General features: G+C 63.0%; 26 protein-coding genes. 16 read left to right on the forward strand and 10 right to left on the reverse strand.

Annotated features, from left to right (window positions below):
• Positions 1-185: 185 nt before the first annotated feature.
• The gene (locus NJU76_RS02400) at positions 186-3,068 is read right to left on the reverse strand and encodes an AAA domain-containing protein (RefSeq protein WP_254531215.1); all 2,883 of its coding nucleotides are present in this window, start codon (positions 3,066-3,068) and stop codon (positions 186-188) included.
• Between the two features lie 205 nt (positions 3,069-3,273).
• On the opposite strand from NJU76_RS02400, the gene NJU76_RS02405 reads away from it, so the two are divergent.
• Positions 3,274-3,849, forward strand: coding sequence for an SPW repeat domain-containing protein (locus NJU76_RS02405; RefSeq protein WP_254531216.1), 576 nt, complete (start codon positions 3,274-3,276; stop codon positions 3,847-3,849).
• Positions 3,850-4,066: 217 nt separating this feature from the next.
• On the opposite strand, the gene NJU76_RS02410 is transcribed toward NJU76_RS02405, so the two are convergent.
• Positions 4,067-4,321 (reverse strand): hypothetical protein, encoded by a 255-nt coding sequence (locus NJU76_RS02410; RefSeq protein ID WP_254531217.1) that lies wholly within the window; start codon positions 4,319-4,321, stop codon positions 4,067-4,069.
• Between the two features lie 142 nt (positions 4,322-4,463).
• Here NJU76_RS02410 and NJU76_RS02415 point away from each other — a divergent pair, with 142 nt between their 5' ends.
• The 3 genes from NJU76_RS02415 (at position 4,464) to NJU76_RS02425 (ending at position 5,757) form a co-directional block, all read left to right on the forward strand.
• Entirely contained in the window at positions 4,464-5,015 is a 552-nt protein-coding gene (locus tag NJU76_RS02415) for a hypothetical protein (protein WP_254531218.1), read from the forward strand.
• A gap of 104 nt (positions 5,016-5,119) precedes the next feature.
• Positions 5,120-5,533, forward strand: a complete 414-nt coding sequence (locus tag NJU76_RS02420; protein WP_254531219.1) for a DUF3225 domain-containing protein — start codon at positions 5,120-5,122, stop codon at positions 5,531-5,533.
• Positions 5,530-5,757, forward strand: coding sequence for a hypothetical protein (locus tag NJU76_RS02425; protein ID WP_254531220.1), 228 nt, complete (start codon positions 5,530-5,532; stop codon positions 5,755-5,757). Before NJU76_RS02420 ends, NJU76_RS02425 begins: the two co-directional genes overlap by 4 nt.
• 88 nt (positions 5,758-5,845) lie before the next feature.
• On the opposite strand, the gene NJU76_RS02430 is transcribed toward NJU76_RS02425, so the two are convergent.
• On the reverse strand, positions 5,846-6,802 hold the full coding sequence (locus NJU76_RS02430; RefSeq protein ID WP_254531221.1) for a zinc-dependent metalloprotease: 957 nt from the start codon (positions 6,800-6,802) through the stop codon (positions 5,846-5,848).
• Between the two features lie 183 nt (positions 6,803-6,985).
• Positions 6,986-7,291, reverse strand: a complete 306-nt coding sequence (locus NJU76_RS02435; RefSeq protein ID WP_254531222.1) for a hypothetical protein — start codon at positions 7,289-7,291, stop codon at positions 6,986-6,988.
• Positions 7,292-7,605: 314 nt separating this feature from the next.
• Between NJU76_RS02435 and NJU76_RS02440 the strand changes: the two genes are divergently transcribed.
• From NJU76_RS02440 to NJU76_RS02450, 3 genes are all read left to right on the forward strand, one after another.
• Positions 7,606-7,833, forward strand: coding sequence for an LSM domain-containing protein (locus NJU76_RS02440; RefSeq protein ID WP_254531223.1), 228 nt, complete (start codon positions 7,606-7,608; stop codon positions 7,831-7,833).
• On the forward strand, positions 7,830-8,006 hold the full coding sequence (locus NJU76_RS02445) for a 50S ribosomal protein L37e (RefSeq protein WP_254531224.1): 177 nt from the start codon (positions 7,830-7,832) through the stop codon (positions 8,004-8,006). The genes NJU76_RS02440 and NJU76_RS02445 overlap by 4 nt, the downstream gene beginning before the upstream one ends.
• 140 nt (positions 8,007-8,146) lie before the next feature.
• The gene (locus NJU76_RS02450; RefSeq protein ID WP_254531225.1) at positions 8,147-9,340 is read left to right on the forward strand and encodes a threonine synthase; all 1,194 of its coding nucleotides are present in this window, start codon (positions 8,147-8,149) and stop codon (positions 9,338-9,340) included.
• Between the two features lie 40 nt (positions 9,341-9,380).
• Here NJU76_RS02450 and NJU76_RS02455 read toward each other — a convergent pair whose 3' ends face one another.
• Entirely contained in the window at positions 9,381-10,658 is a 1,278-nt protein-coding gene (locus NJU76_RS02455) for an RNA-guided endonuclease InsQ/TnpB family protein (RefSeq protein WP_254531226.1), read from the reverse strand.
• A 244-nt stretch (positions 10,659-10,902) separates the two neighbouring features.
• Here NJU76_RS02455 and NJU76_RS02460 point away from each other — a divergent pair, with 244 nt between their 5' ends.
• Both NJU76_RS02460 and NJU76_RS02465 read left to right on the forward strand, forming a co-directional pair.
• Complete coding sequence (locus tag NJU76_RS02460; protein ID WP_254531227.1) at positions 10,903-11,076, forward strand: hypothetical protein; 174 nt, start codon at positions 10,903-10,905, stop codon at positions 11,074-11,076.
• A 250-nt stretch (positions 11,077-11,326) separates the two neighbouring features.
• Positions 11,327-12,028 (forward strand): phosphoglycerol geranylgeranyltransferase, encoded by a 702-nt coding sequence (locus NJU76_RS02465; protein WP_254531228.1) that lies wholly within the window; start codon positions 11,327-11,329, stop codon positions 12,026-12,028.
• Between the two features lie 368 nt (positions 12,029-12,396).
• Here NJU76_RS02465 and NJU76_RS02470 read toward each other — a convergent pair whose 3' ends face one another.
• On the reverse strand, positions 12,397-13,218 hold the full coding sequence (locus tag NJU76_RS02470) for an SIR2 family NAD-dependent protein deacylase (RefSeq protein ID WP_254531229.1): 822 nt from the start codon (positions 13,216-13,218) through the stop codon (positions 12,397-12,399).
• 61 nt (positions 13,219-13,279) lie between these two features.
• Here NJU76_RS02470 and NJU76_RS02475 point away from each other — a divergent pair, with 61 nt between their 5' ends.
• The 3 genes from NJU76_RS02475 to NJU76_RS02485 all read left to right on the forward strand — a co-directional run bounded on the left by NJU76_RS02475 (position 13,280) and on the right by NJU76_RS02485 (position 16,148).
• Positions 13,280-13,657 carry an antitoxin VapB family protein gene (locus NJU76_RS02475; protein ID WP_254531230.1) on the forward strand — a complete coding sequence of 126 codons (378 nt, stop codon included), beginning with the start codon at positions 13,280-13,282 and terminating at the stop codon, positions 13,655-13,657.
• Positions 13,658-13,869: 212 nt separating this feature from the next.
• Complete coding sequence (gene aspS, locus NJU76_RS02480; protein WP_254531231.1) at positions 13,870-15,174, forward strand: aspartate--tRNA(Asn) ligase; 1,305 nt, start codon at positions 13,870-13,872, stop codon at positions 15,172-15,174.
• 140 nt (positions 15,175-15,314) lie between these two features.
• Positions 15,315-16,148: a pantoate kinase gene (locus NJU76_RS02485; RefSeq protein ID WP_254531232.1), complete on the forward strand. Its 834-nt coding sequence runs from the start codon at positions 15,315-15,317 to the stop codon at positions 16,146-16,148.
• Between the two features lie 393 nt (positions 16,149-16,541).
• Here NJU76_RS02485 and NJU76_RS02490 read toward each other — a convergent pair whose 3' ends face one another.
• Positions 16,542-17,240: a class I SAM-dependent methyltransferase gene (locus NJU76_RS02490; protein WP_254531233.1), complete on the reverse strand. Its 699-nt coding sequence runs from the start codon at positions 17,238-17,240 to the stop codon at positions 16,542-16,544.
• A 165-nt stretch (positions 17,241-17,405) separates the two neighbouring features.
• Here NJU76_RS02490 and NJU76_RS02495 point away from each other — a divergent pair, with 165 nt between their 5' ends.
• From NJU76_RS02495 to NJU76_RS02510, 4 genes are all read left to right on the forward strand, one after another.
• Positions 17,406-18,185 (forward strand): 4-phosphopantoate--beta-alanine ligase, encoded by a 780-nt coding sequence (locus tag NJU76_RS02495; RefSeq protein ID WP_254531234.1) that lies wholly within the window; start codon positions 17,406-17,408, stop codon positions 18,183-18,185.
• A 228-nt stretch (positions 18,186-18,413) separates the two neighbouring features.
• A complete protein-coding gene (locus NJU76_RS02500) occupies positions 18,414-19,460 on the forward strand; it encodes a hypothetical protein (protein WP_254531235.1) in 1,047 nt (348 codons plus the stop codon).
• A 26-nt stretch (positions 19,461-19,486) separates the two neighbouring features.
• Positions 19,487-20,467 (forward strand): tyrosine--tRNA ligase, encoded by a 981-nt coding sequence (locus NJU76_RS02505; RefSeq protein ID WP_254532543.1) that lies wholly within the window; start codon positions 19,487-19,489, stop codon positions 20,465-20,467.
• Between the two features lie 217 nt (positions 20,468-20,684).
• On the forward strand, positions 20,685-21,623 hold the full coding sequence (locus tag NJU76_RS02510; RefSeq protein ID WP_254531236.1) for a biotin--[acetyl-CoA-carboxylase] ligase: 939 nt from the start codon (positions 20,685-20,687) through the stop codon (positions 21,621-21,623).
• Between the two features lie 198 nt (positions 21,624-21,821).
• On the opposite strand, the gene NJU76_RS02515 is transcribed toward NJU76_RS02510, so the two are convergent.
• Genes NJU76_RS02515 through NJU76_RS02525 form a run of 3 tightly spaced genes read right to left on the reverse strand, consistent with a single transcriptional unit; the run spans position 21,822 to position 24,122 of the window.
• Positions 21,822-22,202, reverse strand: a complete 381-nt coding sequence (locus NJU76_RS02515; RefSeq protein WP_254531237.1) for a DUF7268 family protein — start codon at positions 22,200-22,202, stop codon at positions 21,822-21,824.
• Positions 22,189-23,112: an ABC transporter permease gene (locus NJU76_RS02520; RefSeq protein WP_254531238.1), complete on the reverse strand. Its 924-nt coding sequence runs from the start codon at positions 23,110-23,112 to the stop codon at positions 22,189-22,191. The genes NJU76_RS02515 and NJU76_RS02520 overlap by 14 nt, the downstream gene beginning before the upstream one ends.
• Complete coding sequence (locus tag NJU76_RS02525; protein WP_254531239.1) at positions 23,109-24,122, reverse strand: ABC transporter permease; 1,014 nt, start codon at positions 24,120-24,122, stop codon at positions 23,109-23,111. The genes NJU76_RS02520 and NJU76_RS02525 overlap by 4 nt, the downstream gene beginning before the upstream one ends.
• Positions 24,123-24,150 lie beyond the last annotated feature (28 nt).

Below are 24,150 nucleotides of genomic sequence, written 5' to 3' on the forward strand. Positions count from 1 at the left end.
CTGATACGAGTGAGTGATATAACTTCACTACCTACATCTCGTGGCTTCGGTTGCGAGCGGTAGCGCCACGACGGCTGATTCTCCGACGGTGGCCAATTCGACACTCGAAGTAACCGACGTCTACCGGACCCACTGAACGGACGATTTCACGCTATCCGGGTGCTGTGATCGCCCGCCAGCTCTCGTCACCGACGCGCCCACTCGAGCATCCGTTCGTAGACAGGATCGGACGCGAGCGCCCGCGAGTCGCCGACGAGTACGAGGGCGCGTTTGGGCCGGGACAGGGCCACGTTGATCCGGCGGTAATCCTCGAAGATCGGTCCCTCGAGCGAACCGGTCGCTGTGAAGGAAACGATGATCACCTCCTGGCTCGAGCCCTGGAATCGGTCGACCGTGTCGACCGCGACGTCGTCGGGGACGTGGTTCGAAATTTCCGAGGCTTGCGCCCTGAAGGGAGCGATGACACCGATCTGAGCGCGCTTGAGGCCCGCCGACTCGTACGCCTCGATTAGATCGGCGATCTGCGCGGCCTCCTCGCTATCAGTGTACTGACCACGGTCGCCTTCGACGTCGACGAACGAAACCGGATCCCGGAGCAGTTCGGGTAACTCGCCTCGGGAAACGCCCTCGAGATCGTCGAGGGTTCGGCCTGCAACCTCGGGCGTCGCGGGGCGGAGCTGGCCGTCGTAGAACTCGTTCGACGAGAACACCTGGATGCGCTGGTTCATCCGGTACTGGCGATCGAGCATGACGCCGGCCGCAGGGTGGAGGTCGACGAGCCGTTCGAACAGCGATTCGGTGAGGTCCTGGCCGGACGCCACGTCACCGCTCGGCGAATTCGGGTCGCTCCCGGTCCGGCCCTCAGCGCGAACCACTGGCGGTAGTTGCTCGTGGTCGCCGACGAGGACGAATCGCTCGGCCAGATTGATCGCCGCACACGTTCCCGGTTCCGTGAGTTGGGCGGCTTCGTCGACGAGCGCGACGTCGAACGCTTGCTCTTTCATCACCCGCGAGCCGCACGTCGCCGTGGTCGCCGCGACGATGCGTGCGTTCTGAAGGGTCTTCACTCGGTCGTCGGGGTCCCCCGAGCGCTCGAGGCGATACGATTGCATGTCGTCGCGGACGCCGCTTTCGGAGCCCACACGGACGACTCGTTCTCCGTCGACCTCGTCCTCGAGTTGGTCGAGAACGGCCTCGAGCGCGTTGTCCACTGCGCGATTCGTAAATGCCGACAGCAGAACGCGCTCGCCGTGATCGACCATCGCGCGTATGGCGCGGGCGATCGTGTAGGTCTTTCCCGTTCCCGGCGGCCCGTGAATCAGTGCACAGTCCCGCGCACTCACGGCCTTCCGTACGGCCTCGTTCTGGGCATGGTTATTGCCGATGAACGTTTCGTCGCACGCCCGGAACTCCGGCCCCGCACGTCCGAACAGGATGTCCTTGCGCCGCTCGTCACCTTTCAGGAGCGCGTCGTGCATCGCGACGAGCAGCCGGTCGGTCGTCAGCTCCGAGGGATAGACGTCGAGTCGCGTTACTTCGACTGGTTCGTCCGCCGTGAGGACGATCTCGTCGCCTCGCAGCCCGCTCGATCCCTCCGCGGACCGTGGCTCTGTGCTTCCGAGCCGCTCGATGTGCGCTAACTCCGAATCGCCACGAACGGGGTGGCCGTCGCTCGCCAATACCAGATCACCCTCTCGCAGTTTCGACGTCGCACCGCCGGTCCGACGCGCTCTGAGTTCCCACCGGCCGCCCTCCAGGGGTCGTTTCTCGACGAACTCGAGGTCGATCAGCGCGCGGTCGTCGTCTGCACGCTCCTGTGCGCTTTGCTCCCAGAGCTTGGCGTACTCGCGGTGGACCGCCCGGCGTTCGTCTTCGATCGCGCGGTAGAATCGATCGAAGTACTCGAGTTCCTCGTCGGGCAGCGACTGCGCGATCTGGCCGGCTTTGGACTCCTGATCGAGTCGGCCGGAGACAACCATGCAGGTGTCCTGCTCGAAGCAGTACTCGCACTTCGAGTCGGCCTCGTAGCCGGTCGGGATATCACCTGCCATCTCCATCGCCGCGATCTCGTTGCGCAACCGCACGACGTACTTCAGGAGGCCGTCGCCCATCGCGAACTCCTTCGCCGGGGTGAGGTCGCCGGTCTCCTCGTTGCGATCGAGCGCCGAGTTCTTCGTATAGAGCAGCGTCCCCGTGTCGACATCGCCCCCGTGTTCTTCGAGCAACAGCGCGTAGCAGGCGGCCTGAACCTTGTCCTTGAACCGGGGTTCCTTTTGCAGGTTCTTGCCCGTCTTGAGTTCGACGGGGGTGCCCCGGCGGACGGCGTCGGCCCGCCCACGGATGCCGAACGTTTCGCTGATGAGGAGCTGTTCCGACCGCCAACTGCTCTCTGCGGGCCTGAATTCCCGTTTCGTGCTGTCGGCGGCAGTAGCCGCCCCGTCCTCGGCGGCCAACCGGCCCTGCTCGAGCCAGCCCTCGATCGCTTTCGCGTTTTCTCGGACGTCTTCGGCGACAGCTTCCGGAGTTTCGCCGAGCAGCCCGAGTTCGAGCCCCCGCTCCTCGATACGGGCCTCGATCGACTCTTCGCGATCTCGGCCGCGAAGCAGGTCGCCGAAGACCTCGTGGACGAGCGTCCCTTTCACGACGGGATAATTCAACGGCACCCCGGAGAGCTTGTTCAGGTAGTACAGCCGGGGGCACTGGACCCAGTTCCGGATCGACGTCACGTTGACGAGAAACGAGGGCTCCACGACGACGTAGGAGTCGCCCGTCGTCGCGAACTTCGTTTCACCCTGATACTCCTCTTCGCTCGCGTTCGTCACGACCAATTCCATCCCCGGTTCGAGCAACTCGGCCGACTCGGTCCACTTGTTCCAGAGTGTCACCGTCGTCGTCTCGCGACCGTCGACGACCGCTGACGCCCCCCCGTTTCCTCGAGTGGGGGGTGTGGGATCGGTTCGTGCGTCGTCGGCCAGCCGAAGCGGGACGTCGGCGAGGTCGGTTTCGCCGTAGCTCGTCGATACCGTCCGCACCTCGATCTCTCCCGCAACGGTTCCGCGTACGTACACAGCATACCGTCACGAGCGAGCGATCAAAAATGCTATCGGTCGCCGGAGAGCGCCCGAACGCGTTCCGTTAGACCCCAGATCGCGTCCGTTCGCATCGTCTCGGCCTGGTAACTCCGTCTTACCACCGTTTCGGAGGCACTCAACAGATTACGAGCACTGCAACGGACAGGGTGTTTTTGAGCGCGTAAAACGTATGCTCGGTGCCATGAGTGACCCCAACGGCGACGATCATCGGACGGGGGGCGGGTCCGAGACCGAACCCAATACTGGGGCTGAAACCGAGGACGGACCGACCAGCCGACCCGAGGAGGCGGCCGCCGAGATGGACTCCGGAGCCGGGTTCGGAGATCGAGCCGACGTCGGTCGCGATCCGCGCGACGAGTCGACACAGATCGCGATCGAGGAACGCCGGCGAAAGACGTCGGTTCTCAGCCTGCTCGTCGTCGGCCTCGGCGCGTGGGTCGTCCTGTCGGTCCTCGTTTTCGAGGCCATAGCAGCGCCGCTGTGGAACGACGTCCTCGTCGGCCTCGTCGTGATGGCGGCTTCCGGCTATAACTATTACCGGTTGACCAACGACATCCCGATCAGCACCGCTATCGCGTCGCTGATCGCCATACTCGGCATCTGGCTGGTCGTTTCGACCGCGTTGCTCGGGATGACCGGCGGACTGTTCTGGAGTACGCTCGCCGCCGGTCTGTTGATCACCGGCATAGCGGGATACAACGCCTACGAGGCACGCGAAGCGCGGACGGTTGCGACCGAACCCGGGCCGGGCGCGTAGTCTCCCTCGAGCCGGCTACACGGCAGTAGCGTCCCTTCGAGCCAGATGCACGGCAAGAGTAAGGGCGACCGTCTGTACGCTCGGCGAGCCGTCCGTCTGGATATCGCGTGCTCCTCGAACACTGATACGGTCTGCTGTACCGATGTCCCAGTGCAACCACAGGACAGTCGCGGTTGCACCGGCAATGACTTACAGTAGTCCGTATGATACCGTAGCCTCAGGCTTGCTCGACTCCGTGATCGGCCTCGAGCAAGCGAATACGGAGTTCCGCGGCGTGGTGTCTCATCGCGACGACGGCAAACGTCACCATGACGACGGCAAAGCCGATCGCGATGGCTGGCGAAACGCCGTTGACGTAACTGTTGCATAACTGGCCGAGAGCCAGCACGATCGGTGCGAGCGTCAGCAGCGAACTCTTCGCTGGTGCGGCGCGAAACAGTTCGACGAACGAGAGTTTGTGGCGGCCGGACATGGGGAAAGCGACTGTTACGTCACCTGGTGGGGGCCGTCGTATTCCTTTTGGTTCGAGCGCCCCGAGGCGGGCGTACAATTCGCCCGCGACATCTTTCGGGTCAATCGATACGTTCTTTCACCCGGCGTCCCAATCGACCCTTATGCGGATTCGCGAGTGGCAGGACATACTCGAGGACGTCACCGAACGGGACGTCGATCCCGAGGACTGGCGTGCAGTCGCGGGCGACCGAGCGGGCGGTGTCGGGGAAGACATGTACCTCGCGCATCCACGGGCCGGCGTCTTCTTCCTGAAAACGTACGCGAAAAACCCCTTCGAGGTTCGCGGCGTCGGGACGCACGTCGCACGCAACCTTGACGACGAGATCGGCTCGTTCCTTCCGGCACGGGACTCGGGCGGCCGCTTTGCGGTCCAGTCCCCGCCCGAGGACGAAACGCAGGCCGAGACGGTCTCGAAGCGTCTCCAGACCGTCCTCGAGACCCACGCGGACGCGCCGACCCGTCCGCAGGACCTGTTCGACGACGTGATGGAGGCCGTCGAGAGTCCCGCATTCGGCCCGATGGAGTACGATCAGTACGATCGACCGGACGAACTCGACGACCTCTCGGAGCGGTTCGAGGAGGCCGAGGAATTGCTGAATACGGAACTCGAGGACCTGATCGAGACCGACGAGGTCGATCGAGGGTTCATGTAAATCGGGACACGTCCCCCGAATCCGCCCCGGACGGGCGTGTTTGCGAAACGGTCCATGCGTCTGCGCCCGATGACTCTTTGCAATCGGCCTCCGACCACACGGCCATGGCACCGACCGAACGCGCCGAGGAGGTCGTCCACGACTACTACGACGCACTTCGCGACGGCGACCCGCTCGAGCCCTACTTTCTCCAGGACGAATCGACCGTCAAGTTCGGCATCAGCGAATCCCTGTTCGGTGGTGCGGACGTGGCCAACGCCCTCGAGGAGCAGACTGAAACGACCGAGAGCTGGACGGTCGTGAGCAGGCACCTCGTAACGAAGGAATGGGACGGGTTCGCGACGTTCGCCGACGAGGTAACGATGGCCTGGACGGACGCGGAGCGCGGCGATCAAAACCGATTCGATAGCCGATGGAGCGGCACGCTGATCGAGCGACTGTCGGACCCCGATAGTCAGAACGGTGGTCCGAACTGGCAATTTGCATTGATGCACGTTAGCGCCCCGCACGAACTATGAGCCGCGGTTCCGGTCCCCGTCGCGGTCCCTCACGATGGCGGAATCGAACGGACGGGGCCGATCAACTCAAAGCTGCGTTCGTCCTGCTGGTTGGTCTGTCGGGCGGGCTAATCGCCCTCCAGAGTGACGCCTCGCTGACGGTCATCGGCGCGGCGATACTAGGAGGTGTCGTCGCCGGTGGCGCGTTGCTGTGGTATCTGCTCAGAACTTCTACATATCGGTGATCGGATTTCGACACGGCACTCTTCGCACCGACGTCTCGGCACCGAGCGGTCGTCTCGAGAATCGAGTATCCGAGTATCCGAGTATCCGTTATCGGTCGACGCGCTGGATCCACGTCTCCGGCGCTTCGAGTTCGTCCTGTGACGGGAGGTTCTCCGGGTGCGCCCAGACCAGACTCGCCGTCTCGAGGCCTCGGACGGTGACGACGTGTTCGAAGAAGGTTTTACCGCGTTCGTACTGACGCTCTTTGAGGCCGAGACCGAGCAGGCGACGGACCAGACGCTGGAGCGGACCCCGTCCCTTGCGACGCTGGTCGAGTTTGCGTCGGAGGTCCTCGTACTCGTCGTCGAAGGCGTGATCCATCAGGAGTTCCGCGTACCCTTCCACGACGGTCATCGCCGCATCGAGGTCCCGGAACGCCTCCCGGTTGAAAGACCCCTCAGAAAGCGTCGCGATCCCGTCTTCCATGCGTTGCTCGAGGTGACCGGAAAGCCACGGTGCGGCGCCGAATTCGGCGGCGTGGGTCACCTCGTGGAACGCGATCCAGCGGCGGAACCGATCGGAATCGACGTCGAGTTTCTGGGCGGCCGCGAGGATGTTCGGCCGGACGAAGTACAGCGCGTGGTCGTCCGCTGGCGTCTCGGCGAGCAGCAGCGGGTCGTACTGGCCGAGAACGTTCCGTCCGAGAAAGGCGAGCATGATGGTCATCGTGCCGGTGTTGATCGTCCGGGCGATGCCGGGGAAGGTTCCGGTGTGGGTCTCGAGGGCGCTCATGACCCGCTCGAACGTGACGACGTTGGCGTCGATCCAATGGTGGCGATTCTGAATTTCGACGGTCTCGGGGACGTCGAAATCTACGCCCGAAACGGTCCGTACTGCGTCTCGAGCCTCCCGGACATCGCGGGCGTAGGCCTCCCGTTCACCGGGCTCGAGAGCGAGCGACCCGGGATTCGTGGCCGCCTTGGCGGCGTCGGCGGCCGACTGCCAGTCGATTGCGTCGGTCCCAGACGCCCCAGCAACGACCCGGGCGCTGCGATAGAGGTTCACGACTATGGATATGGGAAGGAAGCGCAAAAGCGTTCGGCTCGGTTCCCTCGCGTACGATGCCCCGACGCCGTCGGTCAGCTGGAGGTCGATACGTTCCTCGTCCAGGGCTGACTCTCGCGTCGATGGTGTGAGGAGTGCCGTTCGGCCCGACGTTGAGCCGGTCTCCCCTCGGACCGACGGGGCTCAGTTGACGATGACGTCCGGCTCCTCTTCGGTCTCGAGGCCCGGTTGTTCGTCGTCGCTGCGGTACTTTCTGGCGGCAACGGCGATGCCGACGAGAACGGCGAGCGCGACCAGCGCACCGACGGCACTCGTGCCAGTGCCGCCCGATTCTTCGTCCGCGACCGCGGTCTTCTCGGTGTCGGGTTTGCGTTCCGCGTCCGTGGATTCCGTGCCGCCGATCGGCAACGCGTTACCAATCGATCCCAGCTCGAACTCTGCCTCGCCGTCGAAGTGTAACTCGATGAGGGTGAATTTCCTGTCGCCCATGGGCCGACGGTCAACGAGTGCCTACTTAGCCGTTTGGTTGGTTCGATGGAACGTGAGACGGCCTTCGTGGAGTGGCGACTGTCGACGAGCGAGGGAGGGGGATTCTCCGGCCCGTCTCCCGCGACGGCTACTAGTATACCAATATTATTTCCGTTACAACCCGAGCCGTTCCGCCCGTCACGTTTCCAGTCTCCGTCCTCGTTCGCCCCCGCACAGTTCGACCCCGTGTAGCCGGTTCCTGACGTTCGCCGTGACCGACCGAGGCCGGATGCCGGACCGGTACGATTAAGTGTCCATCACCTGCGGTGTTTCGTATGAGTGGACGACCGCTGGATGTACTCGAGGCGTCACTCGGCGAACGAGTTACGGTACGACTTAAAAGTGGCGACGAGTACGTCGGCGACCTCGCTGGCTATGATCAGCACATGAATCTAGTGCTCGAAGACGTGACGATTCCCATCGAGAGCGGTGTCGAAGCGGAAGCGCCGGTCGAAGACACAACCATTATACGCGGCGATAACGTCGTTTCGATCACTCCATGACTGGTGCAGGAACCCCATCACAAGGAAAGAAGAACAAGACGACACACGTCAAGTGTCGTCGCTGCGGTGAGAAGTCCTATCACGTGAAGAAAAAGCAGTGTTCGTCGTGTGGGTTCGGCAAGTCCGCCAAACGACGCGACTACGAGTGGCAGTCGAAGACCGGCGACAACTGATCTCTCCGTTCTCTCGTTCGTATCCGTCGGTTGCCCGTCGCTTCTCGCACCCAGCGAAGCCGCTGGGTTGGGCCAACCGACTCGGCGGATGACCATTCGGCGATGGACAGCCATTAGTTCCGAGCCGCGAACAATCGCATATGGAGACGACAGACGCGTTCGCCGGACTCGAGTGTGTCGACTGCGGGGCCGTCGTCGACGCCATCGAAGAATCCCACCGCTGTCCGGACTGTGGGGGGGCACTCGAGCCGACCTACGAGTACGACGCGATCGTCATCGATCGCGAGGCACTCGCCGATCGCCCGTTCGACTCGCAGTGGCGCTACGCGGAGCTGCTGCCGTTTTCACGTGAGTCGGCCGTGACGACGAACGAAGGAGCGACTCCGCTCGTCGAGTGCCCACAACTGGCCGACGAACTCGGCGTCGGTCGCGTTCTCGTCAAAGACGAGGGCCGAAATTCGACGGGGACGAGCAAAGACCGTGGGGCATCAGTAGCCGTCACGGCGGCCACTCAGAGGGGCGCGACGGACGTTGCACTCCCGTCGACCGGGAACGGCGGTCAGGCCGTCGCGGCGTACGCCGGTCGAGCAGGGCTCAACGCGCACGTGTATCTCCCCTCCCGGTCCGGGTTTACGAACAAGGCGATGGTCAACGTCCACGGTGGCGACATGAACGTCGTTGGCGGCCGATTCGATGCGGCGGTCGGTGCCTTCGAAGAGGGACTGGCTGAACACGACGATTGGTACTCCCTCCGTGCGTCCGAGACCCCGTACCGCCACGAGGGTGCGAAGACGATTTTCTACGAGATCGTCGAACAACTCGAGTGGACCGTACCGGACGTGATCGCGTATCCCACCGGAGCCGGAACCGGGATCGTCGGACTCGCGAAGGGCGCGACCGAGTTCCGGGAACTGGGCCTGATCGACGACCGCCCCGCACTATATGCTGCCCAGGCGTCCGGTTGTGCGCCGATCGTGACGGCGTTCGACGACGACCGCGACGATCACGATTCCGTCGAGCACCCCGATACGATCTGCGGGGAACTCGAGATCCCAGATCCCGGCGCGAGTTCGCGCGTCCTCGAGGCGATCCGCCGGACCGACGGCGGTGCGGTCGCGACGGACGATCCGGACGTTCTCGAGGCCGCGGTACGGGTCGCCCAGGCGACCGGACTCGAGATGATTCCGAGCGCCGCTGCGGCGGCCAGCGGTGCGTGGAAACTCGCCGAGCAGGGGACGTTCGAGGGCGACGAGACGGTCGTCATCGTCAATACGGGGGCGGGAAACAAGGAGGCGGACGTGCTGCGCAGCCACCTGATGGGACAGGGTGTCTGAGTGTGCAGTCGGTGGTATCCCCCAGTGTACCGTGTGTGAACTACCCCGCCCTACTCGTCGCCTTCGGCGACTCCTTGAGGGCGGGGCTTCCTGCTTCGACGACGCGACTTGCAGATACGGGAACTGTATCCACAGCGGTCGCAGTCTCCACAGGCGTTGTTTCGGAGTGAACCACTCCTAGGTTCTCCAGACCACGCGACTGGATATTCAACGCCGCGTTCCAATCCCTGTCCAATTCGAACCCACACGACGGACACGAGTGTTCGCGGACCCACACCGGTTTCGCCGTCTCCACGCCACACGATGCACACTCTTTCGTCGTGCCACTCGGTTCGACTTCGATGACGTGACACTCGTTCTTCCGCCCGTGATGTTTCAGAATCGTACTGAAGTTTCGCCAGCCGACTTCGGCCTTGTTCCGCGCGTTGCCACTGCCTTCAAGCAGTGACGTCACGTTCAGGTCTTCGACGAACACGGCATCGTGCTCGGTCGTGTAATAGTGCGCGAGTTTGTGCTTATAATCTCGCTTCTTGTTCGACATGCGAGCATGGACCGTCGCGACTCGCCGCCGTTGCGTCTCCCAGTTGTTCGACTCGTATTGCTTGCGAGAAAGCGAACGCTGCTCGCGCTCGAGGCGCTCACGCTCCGCAGACAGGTCAAGACGTCCGACGGAGCGTCCGTCCGAATCGTGGACGAAGGTGAGAACGCCAAGGTCGATTCCGACGGTATCCTCCGCGTCGATGTCTGCTGGGTCTGGTTGCTCTGGTTCCTCAGTGGCGATACAGAACGAGGCGTACCACGCTCCTGTGGGTTCTTTCTTCACTGCGACTTCTTTGATAGCATCGTGGTCAGGAAGGTCGCGGTGAAGTCGAAGTGGGATTTCAAGGGTTTCGCCGCGTACTTTTGTGAGGCGGAGTATCGCTCGGTCTCTCGGGCCACTCTTCGTGTCGAGTTCGAAGCCCGATTGCCGGTACGTAAAACTCCGGTACTCACGCGGTGACTTCCAGTTCAACGAGCCAACATCGTAGCCCTTGGCTTTGAGTGTGCCAAGGTTGTTGATGTTGGTGCGGATACGCTCAACAGCTTTCTGCAAGACGGTGGAGTAGACCTGTTTGAGGTCAGTCCACTGTTGCTTGAGTTGTGGGAGTTCGTCGCGGACGTGCCAGACGCGCTGTCGAAGCGTCCCCTCGTCTTCTGGTATCTTGGTGAATTCGTGGAGGGCGTGGTTGTAGAGTTGTCGCACGGTGTCACGAGTCCAGTCGAGACTCTCCCGTTGGGTGGTCGTGGGAAAGAGCCGGTATCGTGGACTGTACTTCATGCGACTTATTCTCTACTAGTGGTTGTGTTTAGTTAACTGTTCTGGCTAGAGTAATTCGACACTCGTGCGGACGCTGTATCCCCGCCCTACTCGCTCGCGGCTAACGCCGTTCGCTCCTTGAGGACGGGGGCTTAGCGCCCCCTCTTTTAGCTAATCGATAGCAGGGCTGGCTGTCGCCCGCGTCGGCCGAACCTGTCCACCGACAAAGCCTTGACTGCGAGCCGAGTAGAGGAAACGAGCACCAATGTGTGAACATTCACCAGAGTGTTCGAACGGGGCCACGTGCCAGCTCGTCCTCGAGAACGGCAACACCGGGCTCGAGACCGCGGAGTACTACTGCAAGGCCCACCTCGTCCTGCGGATCTGGGAAGTCGAAAACGACAGTTCGCTCAAGGCTGTTAGCGCCGAACAACTCTGATCACCAGTCCGCACGACAGACTCACAGCGCGCTGGTCCCGTTAGGAACCAGCCGCTCCGCGCACCGGTTGCGTTGGGCGCCGATCCTCGGTCACGGCGGCCGATCGAATCGGTCCGATCGCGAACCGTCGTTGCCGTGAACACCAATCCGAACGGTCCTCGAGCCCACTCAGTTACGGTGAGCGATCGTGAGCGATCAGAGACGGGGCTGTTCCGTAGCGCTTTTGCTGGTTGTCGGGAAACGACGCGGTATGACTACCCCCTGGGAGGACTGGAATCACATTCTCAAGATCGACCCCGACAAGGAGTTACCCGAGGATGTGACCTACGGCGACCTCTGTTCGACAGGTACTGACGCGATCGAAGTCGGCGGCACCATGGGCATCACCCGGGAAAACATGAGAGCCGTTATCGACGCCTGTGCCGAACACGACGTCGCGCTCTATCTAGAGCCCTCGAGTCCGGACGTCGTCCTCGACGACGACGTAATAGACGGCTACCTCGTCCCAACCGTGTTAAACGCCGGTTCGCCGTTCTGGATCACCGAAGCACACAAGGAGTGGATCCGACTCGAGGGCGACCTCGACTGGGAGCGAACGACGACCGAGGCGTACATCGTGTTGAATCCCGAGGCTGACGTGGCGACGTTGACGGAAGCGAACTGCGACCTCGGCGCCGACGACGTCGCTGCCTACGCGACGGTCGCCGAGCGGATGTTCGGACAGGAAATCGTCTACGTCGAGTACTCCGGTATGCTCGGCGACGAGGGAGTCGTCGAGGCGGCTGCAAACGCGACCGACGAAGCGACGGTATTCTACGGCGGTGGCATCCACGACTACGATTCCGCGTATTCGATGGCCCAGTACGCAGACGTCATCGTCGTCGGCGATCTCGCACATGACGAGGGAATCCAAGCGGTTCGAGAAACCGTCGACGCGGCAAACGACGCCTAGATCCCAATCGGTCGTTCCGGTCCAGCACCCGGAACTGTTCTATCTCTTCTTGCTACGCCACCATGCACGAGGCTCCTCGCAGCGTCCGAGGCGTCGTCGCCGGCGCTCGTATTCGAACTGATCCTCAAGGCGACGAAGGAGGTTCCAGACGGGGCCGCGGGGTCTCGTTGATGGACGTCCAGTGAGAGACACTCACTCTGGCGTACGAATACGGATTCTTCGAGGTTCCCCGCGAAACGGGAGACGGCATCGCCGAACGGCTCGAAACTCGACACAGGTCGTCAACGAACGATTGCGTCGCGGTCAGTCACAGGTGATCCAAACCCGGTTACTCGAGAGAGCCGTCCGACCGGGGGGCGCGGTCCCGTTCACTCGCTCAGCCGCTCGAGGCGGTCTCGGAGCCGCGGGAGAACGGTCGTCACGTCATCGTGGATGACCACGTCGGCGGTATCGTCACACGGGGTCGACTCGAGATTGACGAGTCCGACTGTCGCCCCCGAGGTCGCGGCGAGTCGCGGTAGCGAGGCGGCAGGTTCGACGACGAGCGAGGAGCCAATCGCGAGGAAGACGTCGCTCTCGCGGGCGAGCGAGCGGGCGCGCTGGAAGACTGCTCCCGGTAGTTGCTCCCCGAAGAGGACGACGTCGGGTTTGAGCACGCCGCCACACTCGCACATCGGCGGGCGTTCGCCCCCGACAACGCGCTCGAAGATCGGATCGAAGTCTCTGCGGGTCCCACACTCGATACAGCGTACCCGTTGGGCGTTACCGTGAATCTCGAGGATGGTCGCCTCCTGTCCGTCTGCGGTGTCTGTGTCTATCCCGTCCCCCTCCGTCTCCGATCCGTCGCGACCCGACGCCGCGGCCTCGGCGTGTAACCCGTCCGTGTTCTGCGTGAGGATGGCCTCGAGATTGCCGTTTCGCCCCATCGAGGCCAGCGCCTCGTGGGCCGCGTTGGGTCGGTACTCCTCGCCGAACATCTCGCGCTGTAACTCGACGCGATCCACCCAGAATCCCTCGGGGTCGCGCTGGAACCGACCGTAGGCGAATTGCCCTTCGTCGAAGTTCTCCCAGACGCCGTCGTCGCCGCGAAAGGTAGGCACGCCGGAGGGTGCCGAGATGCCCGCGCCGGTGAACGCGACGACCGTCTCCGCGCGCTGTACCTCGGTCGCGAGTCGCTCAAGTTCGTCCATATCGAACGGCTGTCGTCGAAACTCAAATACGGTATGGTCGGTAGAGGGGTAGCAGCGAAATATGCATACGCACAAAAGAGAAACAATAGATGCACAGATAGGAAGCAAGACGGTTAGCCTGAAAGATGAAACCTACCGCCGTCTCGATAGGGAGAAACGAGACGGTGAGAGCTTCAGCGACGCCATCGATCGACTGCTCGCCGACGATGACACGAATCCGCTTCGTGAACTGATCGGTCTCCTCGATGACGACGAAGCAGCGGCCGCAATTTCGAAACCGGATGAATTCGACTGGCGAAGTGCGTCAGTTTCGACGCTCACCGTTTCGGAGGTCGGATTCGGCCTATCAGCCACCGACCAAGACCGATTCAAGTCGATTGCTCAGCAAGTAGATGTCTTTCCGTATGGCCTTGCGGAGTCCCGTCGAGCGATGGAATAACAGCGGGAACTCAGAGACCGGGGCCGACAGATCGGTGCGATCGACGTTATGATCGCGGCGACAGCCATCGAGGTGAATAAACCGGTGGTCACCAGAAACGTCAGCGAGTTCAGGCGGACGAACGCCTCGGTGACGCCGTACTGAACGAACCGTCGGCGAACTCTCGAGTCGGAACGACTGCGCTTAAGTCCCGGCTACGATAACCGGGAGGTATGCAGGACAGAACCTACACTGCCGACGCCGAGCCGGGCGATCAGGTCACCGTCGCCGGCTGGGTCCACGAGATCCGCGACCTCGGGGGCATCGCGTTCCTGATTCTCCGGGATACCACCGGCAAGATCCAGATCAAATTCGAGAAAGACGAGATGGATGACGAGCTAGTCGAGACGGGCCTCGACGTATCCCGCGAAAGCGTCGTGACAGTTTCCGGTTCAGTCGAAGAGGAACCGCGCGCGCCGACGGGCGTCGAAATCACGCCGGAGTCGGTCGAGGTCGTCGCGCCCGCCGATCCCGAACTGCCACTCGACCCGTCTGGAAAGGTCGACGCCGACCTCTCGACGCGTCTGGACAACCGCACACTCGATCTGCGCAAGGACGACGTCCAAGCAGTCTTCGAGGTCCGCGCGGAGATCCTGCGCGCAGTCCGCGAGCGGTTCCGGGAGTTCGACTGTACGGAGATCAACACGCCGAAGATCGTCGCCACCGGGACCGAAGGCGGCACGGAACTCTTCCCGATCACCTACTTCGGCGAAGAAGCGTTCATGAACCAGTCCCCGCAGCTGTTCAAGCAGCTCATCGCGGGCTCGAGCATCGAACGCGTCTTCGAGATCGGACCAATCTTCCGCGCGGAGGAGCACAACACGCCGCGGCACCTGAACGAGGCGACCTCGATCGACTTCGAGGGTGCGTTCTGCGACCAGAACGATGCCATGGACGTCGTCGAGGGTGTCGTGACAGCCGCCTACGAAGCGGTCGAGGAAAATTGCGGCCGCCAACTCGAGGCGATGGGTCTCGAAGACGAGTTCGACGTCCCGGACGAGGCGTTCCCGCGTCTCAGCTACGAGGAGGCGATCGAGCGCATCAACGCCACGGGCGAACTCGACGAGCAACTGGTCTGGGGCGACGACCTCCCGACGGAAGGCGAAAAAGCCCTCGGGCAGGACGTCGGCGGTCACTACTTCATCACGGACTGGCCGAGCGAGATCAAGCCGTTCTACATCAAGGACCACGACGACGATCCGGACCTCTCGACCGGCTTCGACCTGATGCATCCCCGCATGGAACTGGTTTCCGGCGGGCAACGCGAACACCGGTACGAAAACCTCATCGAGGGCTTCGAACAGCAGGGGCTCGATCCAGACCAGTTCGAATACTACACGAAGATGTTCAAGTACGGTATGCCGCCCCACGCTGGCTTCGGCCTCGGCGGCGAGCGACTCGTCATGACGCTTCTCGACCTCGAGAACATCCGGGAAGCCGTCCTCTTCCCGCGAGACCGTCAGCGTCTATCGCCGTAGGCGACAGACCTGAGTGCCAGCAAGACTGCAAGGCTCGAACAGCGCGAGGGTCTTGCGAAATCGCCAGAGACTGGGGCCGCGCGTATTACGGCGCGGAAATCTTCAACGTTATACCGTTCCGGCCGAAACGCGCAGGCGTAATGCGTGAGGAGGCGACGGCGTTCGTACCTGGCCACATCACCGGCTTTTTTAGCGCCCACCCGGACGAGGATCCGACCAGAGCCGGTTCCCGAGGTGCGGGACTGACGTTGACGGATGGTGTCGAATTGACGGTCGAACCAGCGACAGGAGACGAATCGACCGTCGTGCTCGACGGAACGGAAATCGACGTCGATCCGGTAACGACCGTTCTCGAGACGCTCGACGCGACCGCACACGTCGAGGCTGAATCCGAGTTACCGCTGGGGGCCGGATTCGGCGTCTCGGGTGCGTTGGCGCTCGGGACGGCGCTCGCGGCGAACCGGGTGTTCGAGCGCACGCTCGCGATGAACGAACTCGTAACGATCGCCCACGGTGCCGAGGTACGGGCGGGAACGGGACTCGGCGACGTGGTCGCGCAGGCACACGGCGGCATCCCGGTCCGCCTCGAGCCCGGCGGTCCACAGAACAACTACCTGGACGCGATTCCGGAGCGGACGCGCGTGGAATACGTTTCGTTCGGTGGATTATCGACGGCTGACGTCCTCTCTGACGACACAGACCAGCTGACGACGGCCGGAAAGGAGGCCCTCGCCAGGGTCGTCGAGGAGCCGACCCTCCTTTCGTTTATGTACGCCTCACGGCTGTTCGCACGCGATGCGGACCTGCTTACCGAGCGCGTCACGGAGACGATCGCCGACGTGTCGGCCGTCGACGGCCAGGCCTCGATGGCCATGCTTGGAGAGACCGTGTTCGCGCTCGGGACGGGACTATCCGACGCCGGCTATGACCCGTCCGTCTGTACGACTCATCCGGCCGGTGCCATGCTGCGATAGGGACGGTCCTCCGTCGTATATCAGTTAGTGTATGAGTGTCGCAGTCGAACCACCGGACAGCAACGTATTTTCGGCTCGTTCGACATACTGTTCGTGGGACGACTTCTGATGGGGGCGCCTCACTCCACAAACTCTATCACGGGTACGACACGTTCGCTCGTTAGAAAGCCAATCTCGGAGGGTCGAGCCCGTTGCCGGCTGAAACCGTCTTCTGCAGTCGCTGAAGATCCGAACACCCACCCGACGCAAGACGCTGCTCGCGAGGCGATGAACGACGTGACGGCACAGGCCCCCGAGGGCTGGATCACGTTCACGGAATGCGGAACTCGTCCGTCGCGTCGAAGCGAACGCGGTCGAACGAGTACTCGAGGCTGGGCCGAAGAACGGTTCCGATCAGTCTGCGTCTCGTTTCGTACAGATTGCCGCGTATGCGGTGCCAGCGAAGGCGGTGTCGACAATCTCGAAGTCGTCGAAAACGGCCGCGATCGATTCCGTGACGTCGCCGTCGGGGTTCGAGTTCGCGTACCAGCGAAAGAACCGCCATACGAGCGGATTCAGAACTCGAGCGGGGCCGCTCGGAACCGGCCGGACGTCGACGACTGCGACCCGTGCGCCAGGGACGAGCGACCGGTGGACGGTCTCCGTGGCACGGCGGATGTCGGGCATGACGGACAGCGAAAGCATCGCGAGTGCCGCATCGAACGGCTCGTCGAACGTGACCGTCGTCGCGTCGGCCCGACGCACCCGAACGTTCTCCCAGCCGTGAGCCTCGAAGCGTTCACGTGCGTTTGCGATCATCCCTGGACTGTAATCGACGGCGACGAGTTCGCCGTCCGCGCCGATTTCGCCGCGCACTCGCTCGAAGTTGACGCCCGGACCGCAGCCAATCTCGAGCACGCGGTCTCCCGGTTCGAGGGCCAGTCGATCGATAGCCCGCTCTCGAATCGGTTCAAAGTCTTTTTCGCTCAGCCCGTAGTGGTCGCTCCAGCGATCCCACACCGTCTGACTGCGCTTGAGATGTTCCTCGCGCTGGCTGTTTTCCGTCGGCGAATCATCCTTTGTCGGGTCTCGGCCCCCGCGTTCCGTGTCCAAAGTGGTCTGTTACCAGACACGATCAAATAGGTATACGCGAACGGTCTCGGGGAATCATATAGCGCCATCGAGTTCGTCCGGACGCGGGGGCCGATCCGTCGGACCGGTAGACCCGCTCGGCGACCGATCGGGCCGTTTTTTATCGACCGAATCCAGTGACCGATCGTGAGCGATTACGACACCGTCTCCGCCGACGTCGAGCACGAGGAGGAAATTCCGGAGGATCACCCTAGATACCAGGACCTGCTTACCCGCCACCGTATCGAAGCAGGCGTTGAGAAGGGAATCACGCACCTTCAGGGAATGCACGCCGAAGGTCGGGGCAGCGCATTCGATTACCTGCTGGGCGAGGAGACGATCCCCAGTGCCGACGAGGCCGAACGAACGGCCGCAGCCCATCTCCTTCTCGCGGATCACCCCGTCCTCTCGATCAATGGCAACGTCGCGGCGCTCGTTCCCGGCGAGATGGTCGAACTCGCCGCGGCGACGGGTGCCGACCTCGAGGTGAATCTCTTCAATCGCACTCCCGAGCGGATCGAGGCCATCGCCGACCACCTGCGTGAGCACGGCGCAGACGAGGTGAAGGGGCGCGAGGCCGACGCCCACATTCCGAATCTGGACCACGAACGGTCGAAGGTCGACGCCGACGGAATCTACGAGGCGGACGTGGTGCTCGTCCCGCTCGAGGACGGCGACCGCGCCGAAGCGTTAGACGAGATGGGCAAGACCGAGATCGTGATCGACCTCAACCCGCTGTCGCGCTCGCCGCGGGTGGCCGACGTCCCGATCGTGGACAACATTATCCGTGCAGTGCCGAACATGACCGAGCATGCCCGAGAACTGGTCGACACCAACGAGGCCGAACTCGAGGCGATCGTCGCGAACTTCGACCGGGACCGCGCACTCGAAGACGCCGAGGATCGGATCCGGTCGGGCGACCTATGAACGCCCGTCGCCCTGTCTCGAGCCGTCGTCCGTCGTCGGACCGGAATCACGCGTGTGGTATCGTTCGATATCGGTGACTCCATCGCGGCGGTGACCTCGAATGCGTCGGATTCGCCGCCACCTCGACGTCGGTCCGACTGGTCACGAGTGTCATCGTCCCAACCGGGCTGTTCCTCCGTGAGAATTCCCCGATCGTTTTATCCGATACGAAGTGGATAGCATCGGCAGATGCCACCGTTCGGCAGAACCCTGAGAAACGCATATCGGGAACTTCGATCGAACTACGACGACCCGAGGTGGCGCCGTGGGCGGATTCGCGACCGGATCATCACCCCCGTCCACGAGCACATCTATCCCACCTACGACGGTGCGATCGACGTGATGGCCGAAGACTGGGATACGCTGATCGTGCTCGACGCGTGTCGAGCGGATCTGTTCGAAGCGTATGCCGACGTCTCGACGTTCGATTCGTACCGTCGGGTGACGAGTAACGCCAGTGCCACGATGGAGTGGGCCGAACGGACCTTTTCGACGGGGCGATTCGGGGATACCGTCTGTGTAACCGCAAATCCGTTCATCTCGAAACGAGCCGGCGACTCATTTCACGACCTCATCGAGGTCTGGCGGGATTCGTTCGACGAGGATGAACGAACCGTCTTGCCGGGTGATGTCGCAGTGGCCGCAGAGCGAGCCCATCGCGAGTATCCGCACAAGCGGATCGTCGTCCACTTCATGCAACCGCATTACCCCTTTATCGGGTCAGACCTCAGGTTCGAGGGGTGGGATCCAGATGGATTCGCGGACGGCTCGGGTCGGAAAACGATTCACACCCCGTGGGACGCGCTCCAACACGGTCTCGTCGATCTGGACTCGGTGTGGACGGCGTACGGGGAAAATCTAGCGCACGCACTGCCGGCCGTGACTGATCTCGTTGCGACCATCGAGGGCCGCTGCGTAATCACGTCGGATCATGGCAATGGTATCGGTGAGCGTGCGTGGCCGATACCAATCCGGGTCTATGGCCATCCAGAAGGAATTCGAACGCGGGGACTCACGACGGTCCCGTGGGCCGTCGTCGAAAACAGCTCTCGGCGAGCGATTACGGACGGCCCCATCAACGCAGCCGGGTCAGTCAGCGAGCAAGCCGCCGAGCGACTGGCCGCTCTCGGATATGGAGAGTACATCGCCCGTTGTGCACCGACCCATATCGTGTCCGCGAGCGGTTTTTCGACGCGTCCAACTCGAGCCGGGACGAACGCCTTTCAGGAGGTATAAATTCCTCCTCCGGTTTGAGTCCACACATGGACGCCTACGAGTTGATTATGCGAAACGCCGAGGAGGTCGTTACCGACGAGGAGGTCCGTGACCTCGCGGCAGAGCCCGCGGGGAAACGGGTCTACGTCGGCTACGAGCCCTCCGGCGTACTCCATCTGGGCCATTTACTGACGGCGAACAAACTCATCGATCTCCAGGACGCTGGACTAGAGGTCGTGATTCTGCTGGCGGACGTCCACGCCTACCTCAACGGGAAGGGGACCTTCGAGGAGATTCGCGACACCGCAGAGCAAATGAAAGCCCAGTTCCTCGCGTACGGTCTCGAGGAAGCGACCACGGAGTTCGTCTACGGCTCCGAGTTCCAACTCGACGAGGACTACGTACTCGACCTCCACACCCTCGAGGTCGAGACGACGATGAATCGTGCACAGCGCGCGATGGCGGAGATTCAGGGCGGCGAGACGGCCAAGGTGAGCCACCTTGTCTACCCGCTGATGCAGACGCTGGACATCGAGTATCTCGATCTCGATCTGGCCGTCGGTGGCTTAGACCAGCGCAAGGTTCACATGCTCGCCCGCGAAAAGCTCCCCGAACTCGGGTACGAGGTTCGGCCGGCCCTTCACACGCCCATCATCGCTGACCTCACCAGCGGCGACGGGAAGATGTCCTCGAGCGAGGGCGTCACCATCTCGATGGAGGACGCCACCGAGGACATCGAAGAGAAGGTCAACTCGGCGTTTTGCCCGCCGGCCCGCGATCCGGAGGGCGACCTCGAGAACCCCGTCCTCGAACTCTTCGAGTACCACGTCTTCCCGCGGTTCGACGAGGTCGTCGTCGAACGGCCCGAGAAGTACGGCGGCGACCTGACCTACCACGCGTACGAGGAGCTGGCCGCGGACCTCGAGTCGGGCGAACTCCACCCCGCCGACGCGAAGGGGACGCTCGCGAGCACTCTCGACGAGCTGATTGCGCCGGGCCGCGAGAAGTTGCGCGAACTGCGAGATTGATGCCGGTCTTCGGTCGAATCGCCTCTCTCCCGCGTTTCGCCCCCCACGGTTTGACGGCCTCTACCGAGACACTCGGATCACAAGGTCGACGACGGGACGTGCGAAATACGGACGAACATCATCGCTGATCACCGTCTCTAGTGTCGAGAGGGAGTACTCACATCGGTAGGCGATTGGACCATGTCGATTGAAGTACGAGCGCTCCCCTTTCGAGGCCATGAACGAGACGCGACGGGCGATCCTCGAGGCGTTGGCAGACGGACCGGCGTCGGGCCCGGAGCTGGCCGCCACCCTCGATATCTCGCGGGCGGCCGTCTGGAAGCACATCGAGGCGCTGCGCGAGGCGGAGTTCGAGATCGAGAGCGGTCCAACCGGCTACGAACTCACCGACGTCACGGCGTACAACGCTCTGGCGGTCGAATTCGGACTCGAGGCGCCGTTTTCGATCGAGTATCACGACGTCGTCAATAGCACAAATAATCGAGCGCGAGCGCTGGCGGCAGACGGTGCGGCGAACGTGGCCGTTATCGCGAACGAGCAGACCGGCGGGCGCGGCCGCCTCGAGCGCGAGTGGACCGCGCCGGTCGGCGGGGTCTGGGTGAGCATCCTCACTCGACCGACGATCACAGCCGCACAGGCGCCGCTGTACACGCTCGCAGCGGCGGTCGCGACGGCGACGGTCGCTCGAGAGGCCGGCGTCGACGCCCGGATCAAGTGGCCGAACGACGTGGTCGTCCCGGTCGGGGACGACGGTGACTACCGGAAACTCGCGGGAATCCTCACGGAGATGGAAGGACAGCCGGATCGAGTCGATTGGGTCGTTCCTGGTATCGGCGTCAACGCCAACATAGACGCCGCAGACCTCCCGGAGGGGGCGACCAGTATCCGCGAGGAGGCAGGCGACGTCGATCGGCGACGCTTCGTCCAGCGGCTCCTCGAGGAATTCGAGCGCTATCGGACCGACCTTGAGGCCGTGGTCCCCGCCTGGCGCGACCTGGCGCTGACGCTTGGCCAGCGCGTCAGGGTCGATCGCCCGGCTGGCGAAATTGTCGGGGAGGCGGTCGACATCACTGAGTCAGGCGCGCTCGAGGTCGAGACAGACGACGGGCGGGTGACGGTTTCTGCGGGCGACTGTGAACACTTGCGGCCGGTCTGAGCGGTACGACACCTGATGGTTCGGGGATGAGTGCGGAACTCGCGACCGATTCGCGAGTTCGATCGCTACCCGAAGAGAGGAATTCGGTGGAGAATTTCGGTTGCGGTGGTCGGGTTTCATACGGACTACTGTACGTCATTGCCGGTACAACCGCGACCGTTCTGCGGTTGCACCGGTAAAACGTTACAGCAGACCGTATCAGACGCCGAGCGCAATCGAACTGGCGGTCGCGGCGACGACCCAGCCCGCGCCCGTCCACGATAGCACGAAAAACGCCTCGCGAGCCCCGGCCTCCGTCCAGCCGGAACTCACGTCGAGGTGATCCCGCATCCCTTCGATGGTTCGTCCGAGGCCGACCGCCGCCGACCACGCGGTGACGCCGAACCCGAGGACGAGCGCGCCGAGCGCAAACGCCATGTCAGTCGCAGCCCGTGGCGTCCAGACCAGCAGTAGCCCCAGCGAGACGGCCACTCCGAGCGCGGCTCCGACGGCCGCCCAGCGGGCGGCAGCGATTGCGAGTCGACGGATGTGCCCGAGGGCGGTCCTCGGGACGCGGTCATCGGAATCAGTCGACGGCATCTCGCATACGGGGATCGAGGGCATCCCGCATCCCGTCGCCGAGAAGGTTGAAGCCGAGCACCGTGAGAGCGAGGAAGAGGCCGGGGAAGAACGACCACCACCACGCGCCCGAGAACAGGCCACGCTCGACGCCCTCGGAGAGCATCATCCCCCACGACGGATCGCCGGGGCTCGCGCCGAACCCGAGGAACGACAGCGCCGCGATGTCGATGATGGCCAGGCCGTAGTTCAGCGTCGACTGAACGGTGATCGGCGCTAGGCAGTTCGGCAGGACGTGGCGAACCAGCAGTCGCAGGTCGTTCGCACCGAGCGCACGCGTCGCCTCGATGTACTCGTCCTCGAGGACTTTCAGCGCGGCGCCGCGGACGACACGAGCAAACCGCGGCGTGTATACGAGCGTGAGGGCGGCGACCGCGCTCCACAGCCCCAGCGACTGGGGGAAGATGGTGACGAGCGCGAGCGCGAGCAGCAGCGACGGGAACGACAGGAGTACGTCCATCGTCCGCATGACGACGTTGTCCGTGAGGTCGCCGTAGTACGCGGCGACGATGCCGGCGGTGATGCCGAGTACCGTGGACGCGAGGACGGTCACGGTTCCGAACTTCAGCGCGTACCACGCGCCGTACAGTACGCGCGGGAAGATATCGCGAGCCTGCCCGTCGGTACCGAACCAGAACTGGCTGCTCGGCGGCGCTAGCGTTGGGTTCGACCCGAAGCTGGTGCTGACGATGGCGCCGAGGTCGTACGCGAGTCGGGCGTAGACGGCGATGGCGACCATTCCGAGGATGATGCCGAGGCCGACGACGGCGATGCGGTTCGACAGCAGTTCCGTGAGGAACGGGTTCGCGCGGATGCGCTCGACGGTGCTTCGCTCGATGTCTGACGATTGGGTTTGTGTTTCCGTGCTCATTGGTCGATCCGTGGGTCGAGAATCGAGTAGGTGATGTCGACGAGGAGATTGACGACCGTGTACATGAACGCGAACACGAGGACGGTCGCCTGCACCACCGGATAGTCGCTCTTGTTGATGGCTTCGACGAGCAACGTTCCGATACCGTTGATCTGGAAGACGGTCTCGGTCAACACGGAACCGCCGAGCATCGATCCAAACTGGATTCCGATGATGGTGATGACGGGGATGAACGCGTTCCTGAGCCCGTGTTTCATGATCGTCGTCTTCGCGCCCTGTCCCTTCGCGCGCGCCGTTCGCATGTAGTCCTGTCGAACGACCTCGAGCATCGACGACCGCATCATCCGAGAGATAAAGGCCATCGAGTAGATGCCGAGGACGGCGATGGGCATGGCCAGGTGACTGACGGCGGACTGAAACGCCGCCATATCGCCGGCCAGCAGTGTGTCGACGAGGATGAACCCGGTTTTCGAGTCGATGAAGTGCGTTGACCCGATGCGACCGCTCGTCGGAAAAATCCCCAGGATCTGTGCGAACAACAGTATGAGGAGTGGGCCGCTCCAGTAGATCGGGATGCTGATACCCGCGAGTGCGCCAACCCGGGAGAGGTGATCGGTCAGGGTGTCCTGCTTCACAGCGCTGATGATTCCGAGCGGCAACCCAAACAGCAGCCCCGCGATCGCGCCGAGAATCGCGAGTTCGATGGTGATGGGGAGCCGGTTGGCGAGTATCGCACTGACGTCGGCGCCGCGCCGGATCTGGTAGGACTCTCCGAACTCGAGCGTCGCGGTGTCAGCGAGGAATCGGAGGTACTGCTGCCAGAGAGGGTCGTTGAGTCCGAGATCGGTTCGGATCTGTTCGACGAATTCCTGACTCGCGCGCTGACCCGCGATGGCGACTGCAGGGTCCCCTGGCGAGAGGTGGAGGATAGCGAAGACTACCGTCGCCACTCCGAACAGCACCGGACCGAGCAACAGCAGTCGTTTGACGACGAACCGCTTTGATATCATCGTTCGGATGTGTGCGTAGATTCTTAAA

The organism is Natrinema gelatinilyticum (assembly GCF_024266705.1).
Taxonomy (GTDB): Archaea; Halobacteriota; Halobacteria; order Halobacteriales; family Natrialbaceae; genus Natrinema; species Natrinema gelatinilyticum.

What these genes read in the sequence shown, in the direction of transcription:
- NJU76_RS02460 (WP_254531227.1), top strand. Translation starts at nt 10,903, where the DNA reads ATGTGTGAACATTCACCAGAGTGTTCGAACGGGGCCACGTGCCAGCTC.
- NJU76_RS02445 (WP_254531224.1), top strand. Translation starts at nt 7,830, where the DNA reads ATGACTGGTGCAGGAACCCCATCACAAGGAAAGAAGAACAAGACGACA.
- NJU76_RS02510 (WP_254531236.1), top strand. Translation starts at nt 20,685, where the DNA reads ATGAACGAGACGCGACGGGCGATCCTCGAGGCGTTGGCAGACGGACCG.
- NJU76_RS02405 (WP_254531216.1), top strand. Translation starts at nt 3,274, where the DNA reads ATGAGTGACCCCAACGGCGACGATCATCGGACGGGGGGCGGGTCCGAG.
- NJU76_RS02420 (WP_254531219.1), top strand. Translation starts at nt 5,120, where the DNA reads ATGGCACCGACCGAACGCGCCGAGGAGGTCGTCCACGACTACTACGAC.
- NJU76_RS02525 (WP_254531239.1), bottom strand. Translation starts at nt 24,122, where the DNA reads ATGATATCAAAGCGGTTCGTCGTCAAACGACTGCTGTTGCTCGGTCCG.
- NJU76_RS02450 (WP_254531225.1), top strand. Translation starts at nt 8,147, where the DNA reads ATGGAGACGACAGACGCGTTCGCCGGACTCGAGTGTGTCGACTGCGGG.
- NJU76_RS02455 (WP_254531226.1), bottom strand. Translation starts at nt 10,658, where the DNA reads ATGAAGTACAGTCCACGATACCGGCTCTTTCCCACGACCACCCAACGG.
- NJU76_RS02520 (WP_254531238.1), bottom strand. Translation starts at nt 23,112, where the DNA reads ATGAGCACGGAAACACAAACCCAATCGTCAGACATCGAGCGAAGCACC.
- NJU76_RS02410 (WP_254531217.1), bottom strand. Translation starts at nt 4,321, where the DNA reads ATGTCCGGCCGCCACAAACTCTCGTTCGTCGAACTGTTTCGCGCCGCA.
- NJU76_RS02415 (WP_254531218.1), top strand. Translation starts at nt 4,464, where the DNA reads ATGCGGATTCGCGAGTGGCAGGACATACTCGAGGACGTCACCGAACGG.
- aspS (WP_254531231.1), top strand. Translation starts at nt 13,870, where the DNA reads ATGCAGGACAGAACCTACACTGCCGACGCCGAGCCGGGCGATCAGGTC.
- NJU76_RS02435 (WP_254531222.1), bottom strand. Translation starts at nt 7,291, where the DNA reads ATGGGCGACAGGAAATTCACCCTCATCGAGTTACACTTCGACGGCGAG.
- NJU76_RS02505 (WP_254532543.1), top strand. Translation starts at nt 19,487, where the DNA reads ATGGACGCCTACGAGTTGATTATGCGAAACGCCGAGGAGGTCGTTACC.
- NJU76_RS02440 (WP_254531223.1), top strand. Translation starts at nt 7,606, where the DNA reads ATGAGTGGACGACCGCTGGATGTACTCGAGGCGTCACTCGGCGAACGA.
- NJU76_RS02465 (WP_254531228.1), top strand. Translation starts at nt 11,327, where the DNA reads ATGACTACCCCCTGGGAGGACTGGAATCACATTCTCAAGATCGACCCC.
- NJU76_RS02485 (WP_254531232.1), top strand. Translation starts at nt 15,315, where the DNA reads ATGCGTGAGGAGGCGACGGCGTTCGTACCTGGCCACATCACCGGCTTT.
- NJU76_RS02500 (WP_254531235.1), top strand. Translation starts at nt 18,414, where the DNA reads ATGCCACCGTTCGGCAGAACCCTGAGAAACGCATATCGGGAACTTCGA.
- NJU76_RS02515 (WP_254531237.1), bottom strand. Translation starts at nt 22,202, where the DNA reads ATGCCGTCGACTGATTCCGATGACCGCGTCCCGAGGACCGCCCTCGGG.
- NJU76_RS02425 (WP_254531220.1), top strand. Translation starts at nt 5,530, where the DNA reads ATGAGCCGCGGTTCCGGTCCCCGTCGCGGTCCCTCACGATGGCGGAAT.
- NJU76_RS02470 (WP_254531229.1), bottom strand. Translation starts at nt 13,218, where the DNA reads ATGGACGAACTTGAGCGACTCGCGACCGAGGTACAGCGCGCGGAGACG.
- NJU76_RS02475 (WP_254531230.1), top strand. Translation starts at nt 13,280, where the DNA reads ATGCATACGCACAAAAGAGAAACAATAGATGCACAGATAGGAAGCAAG.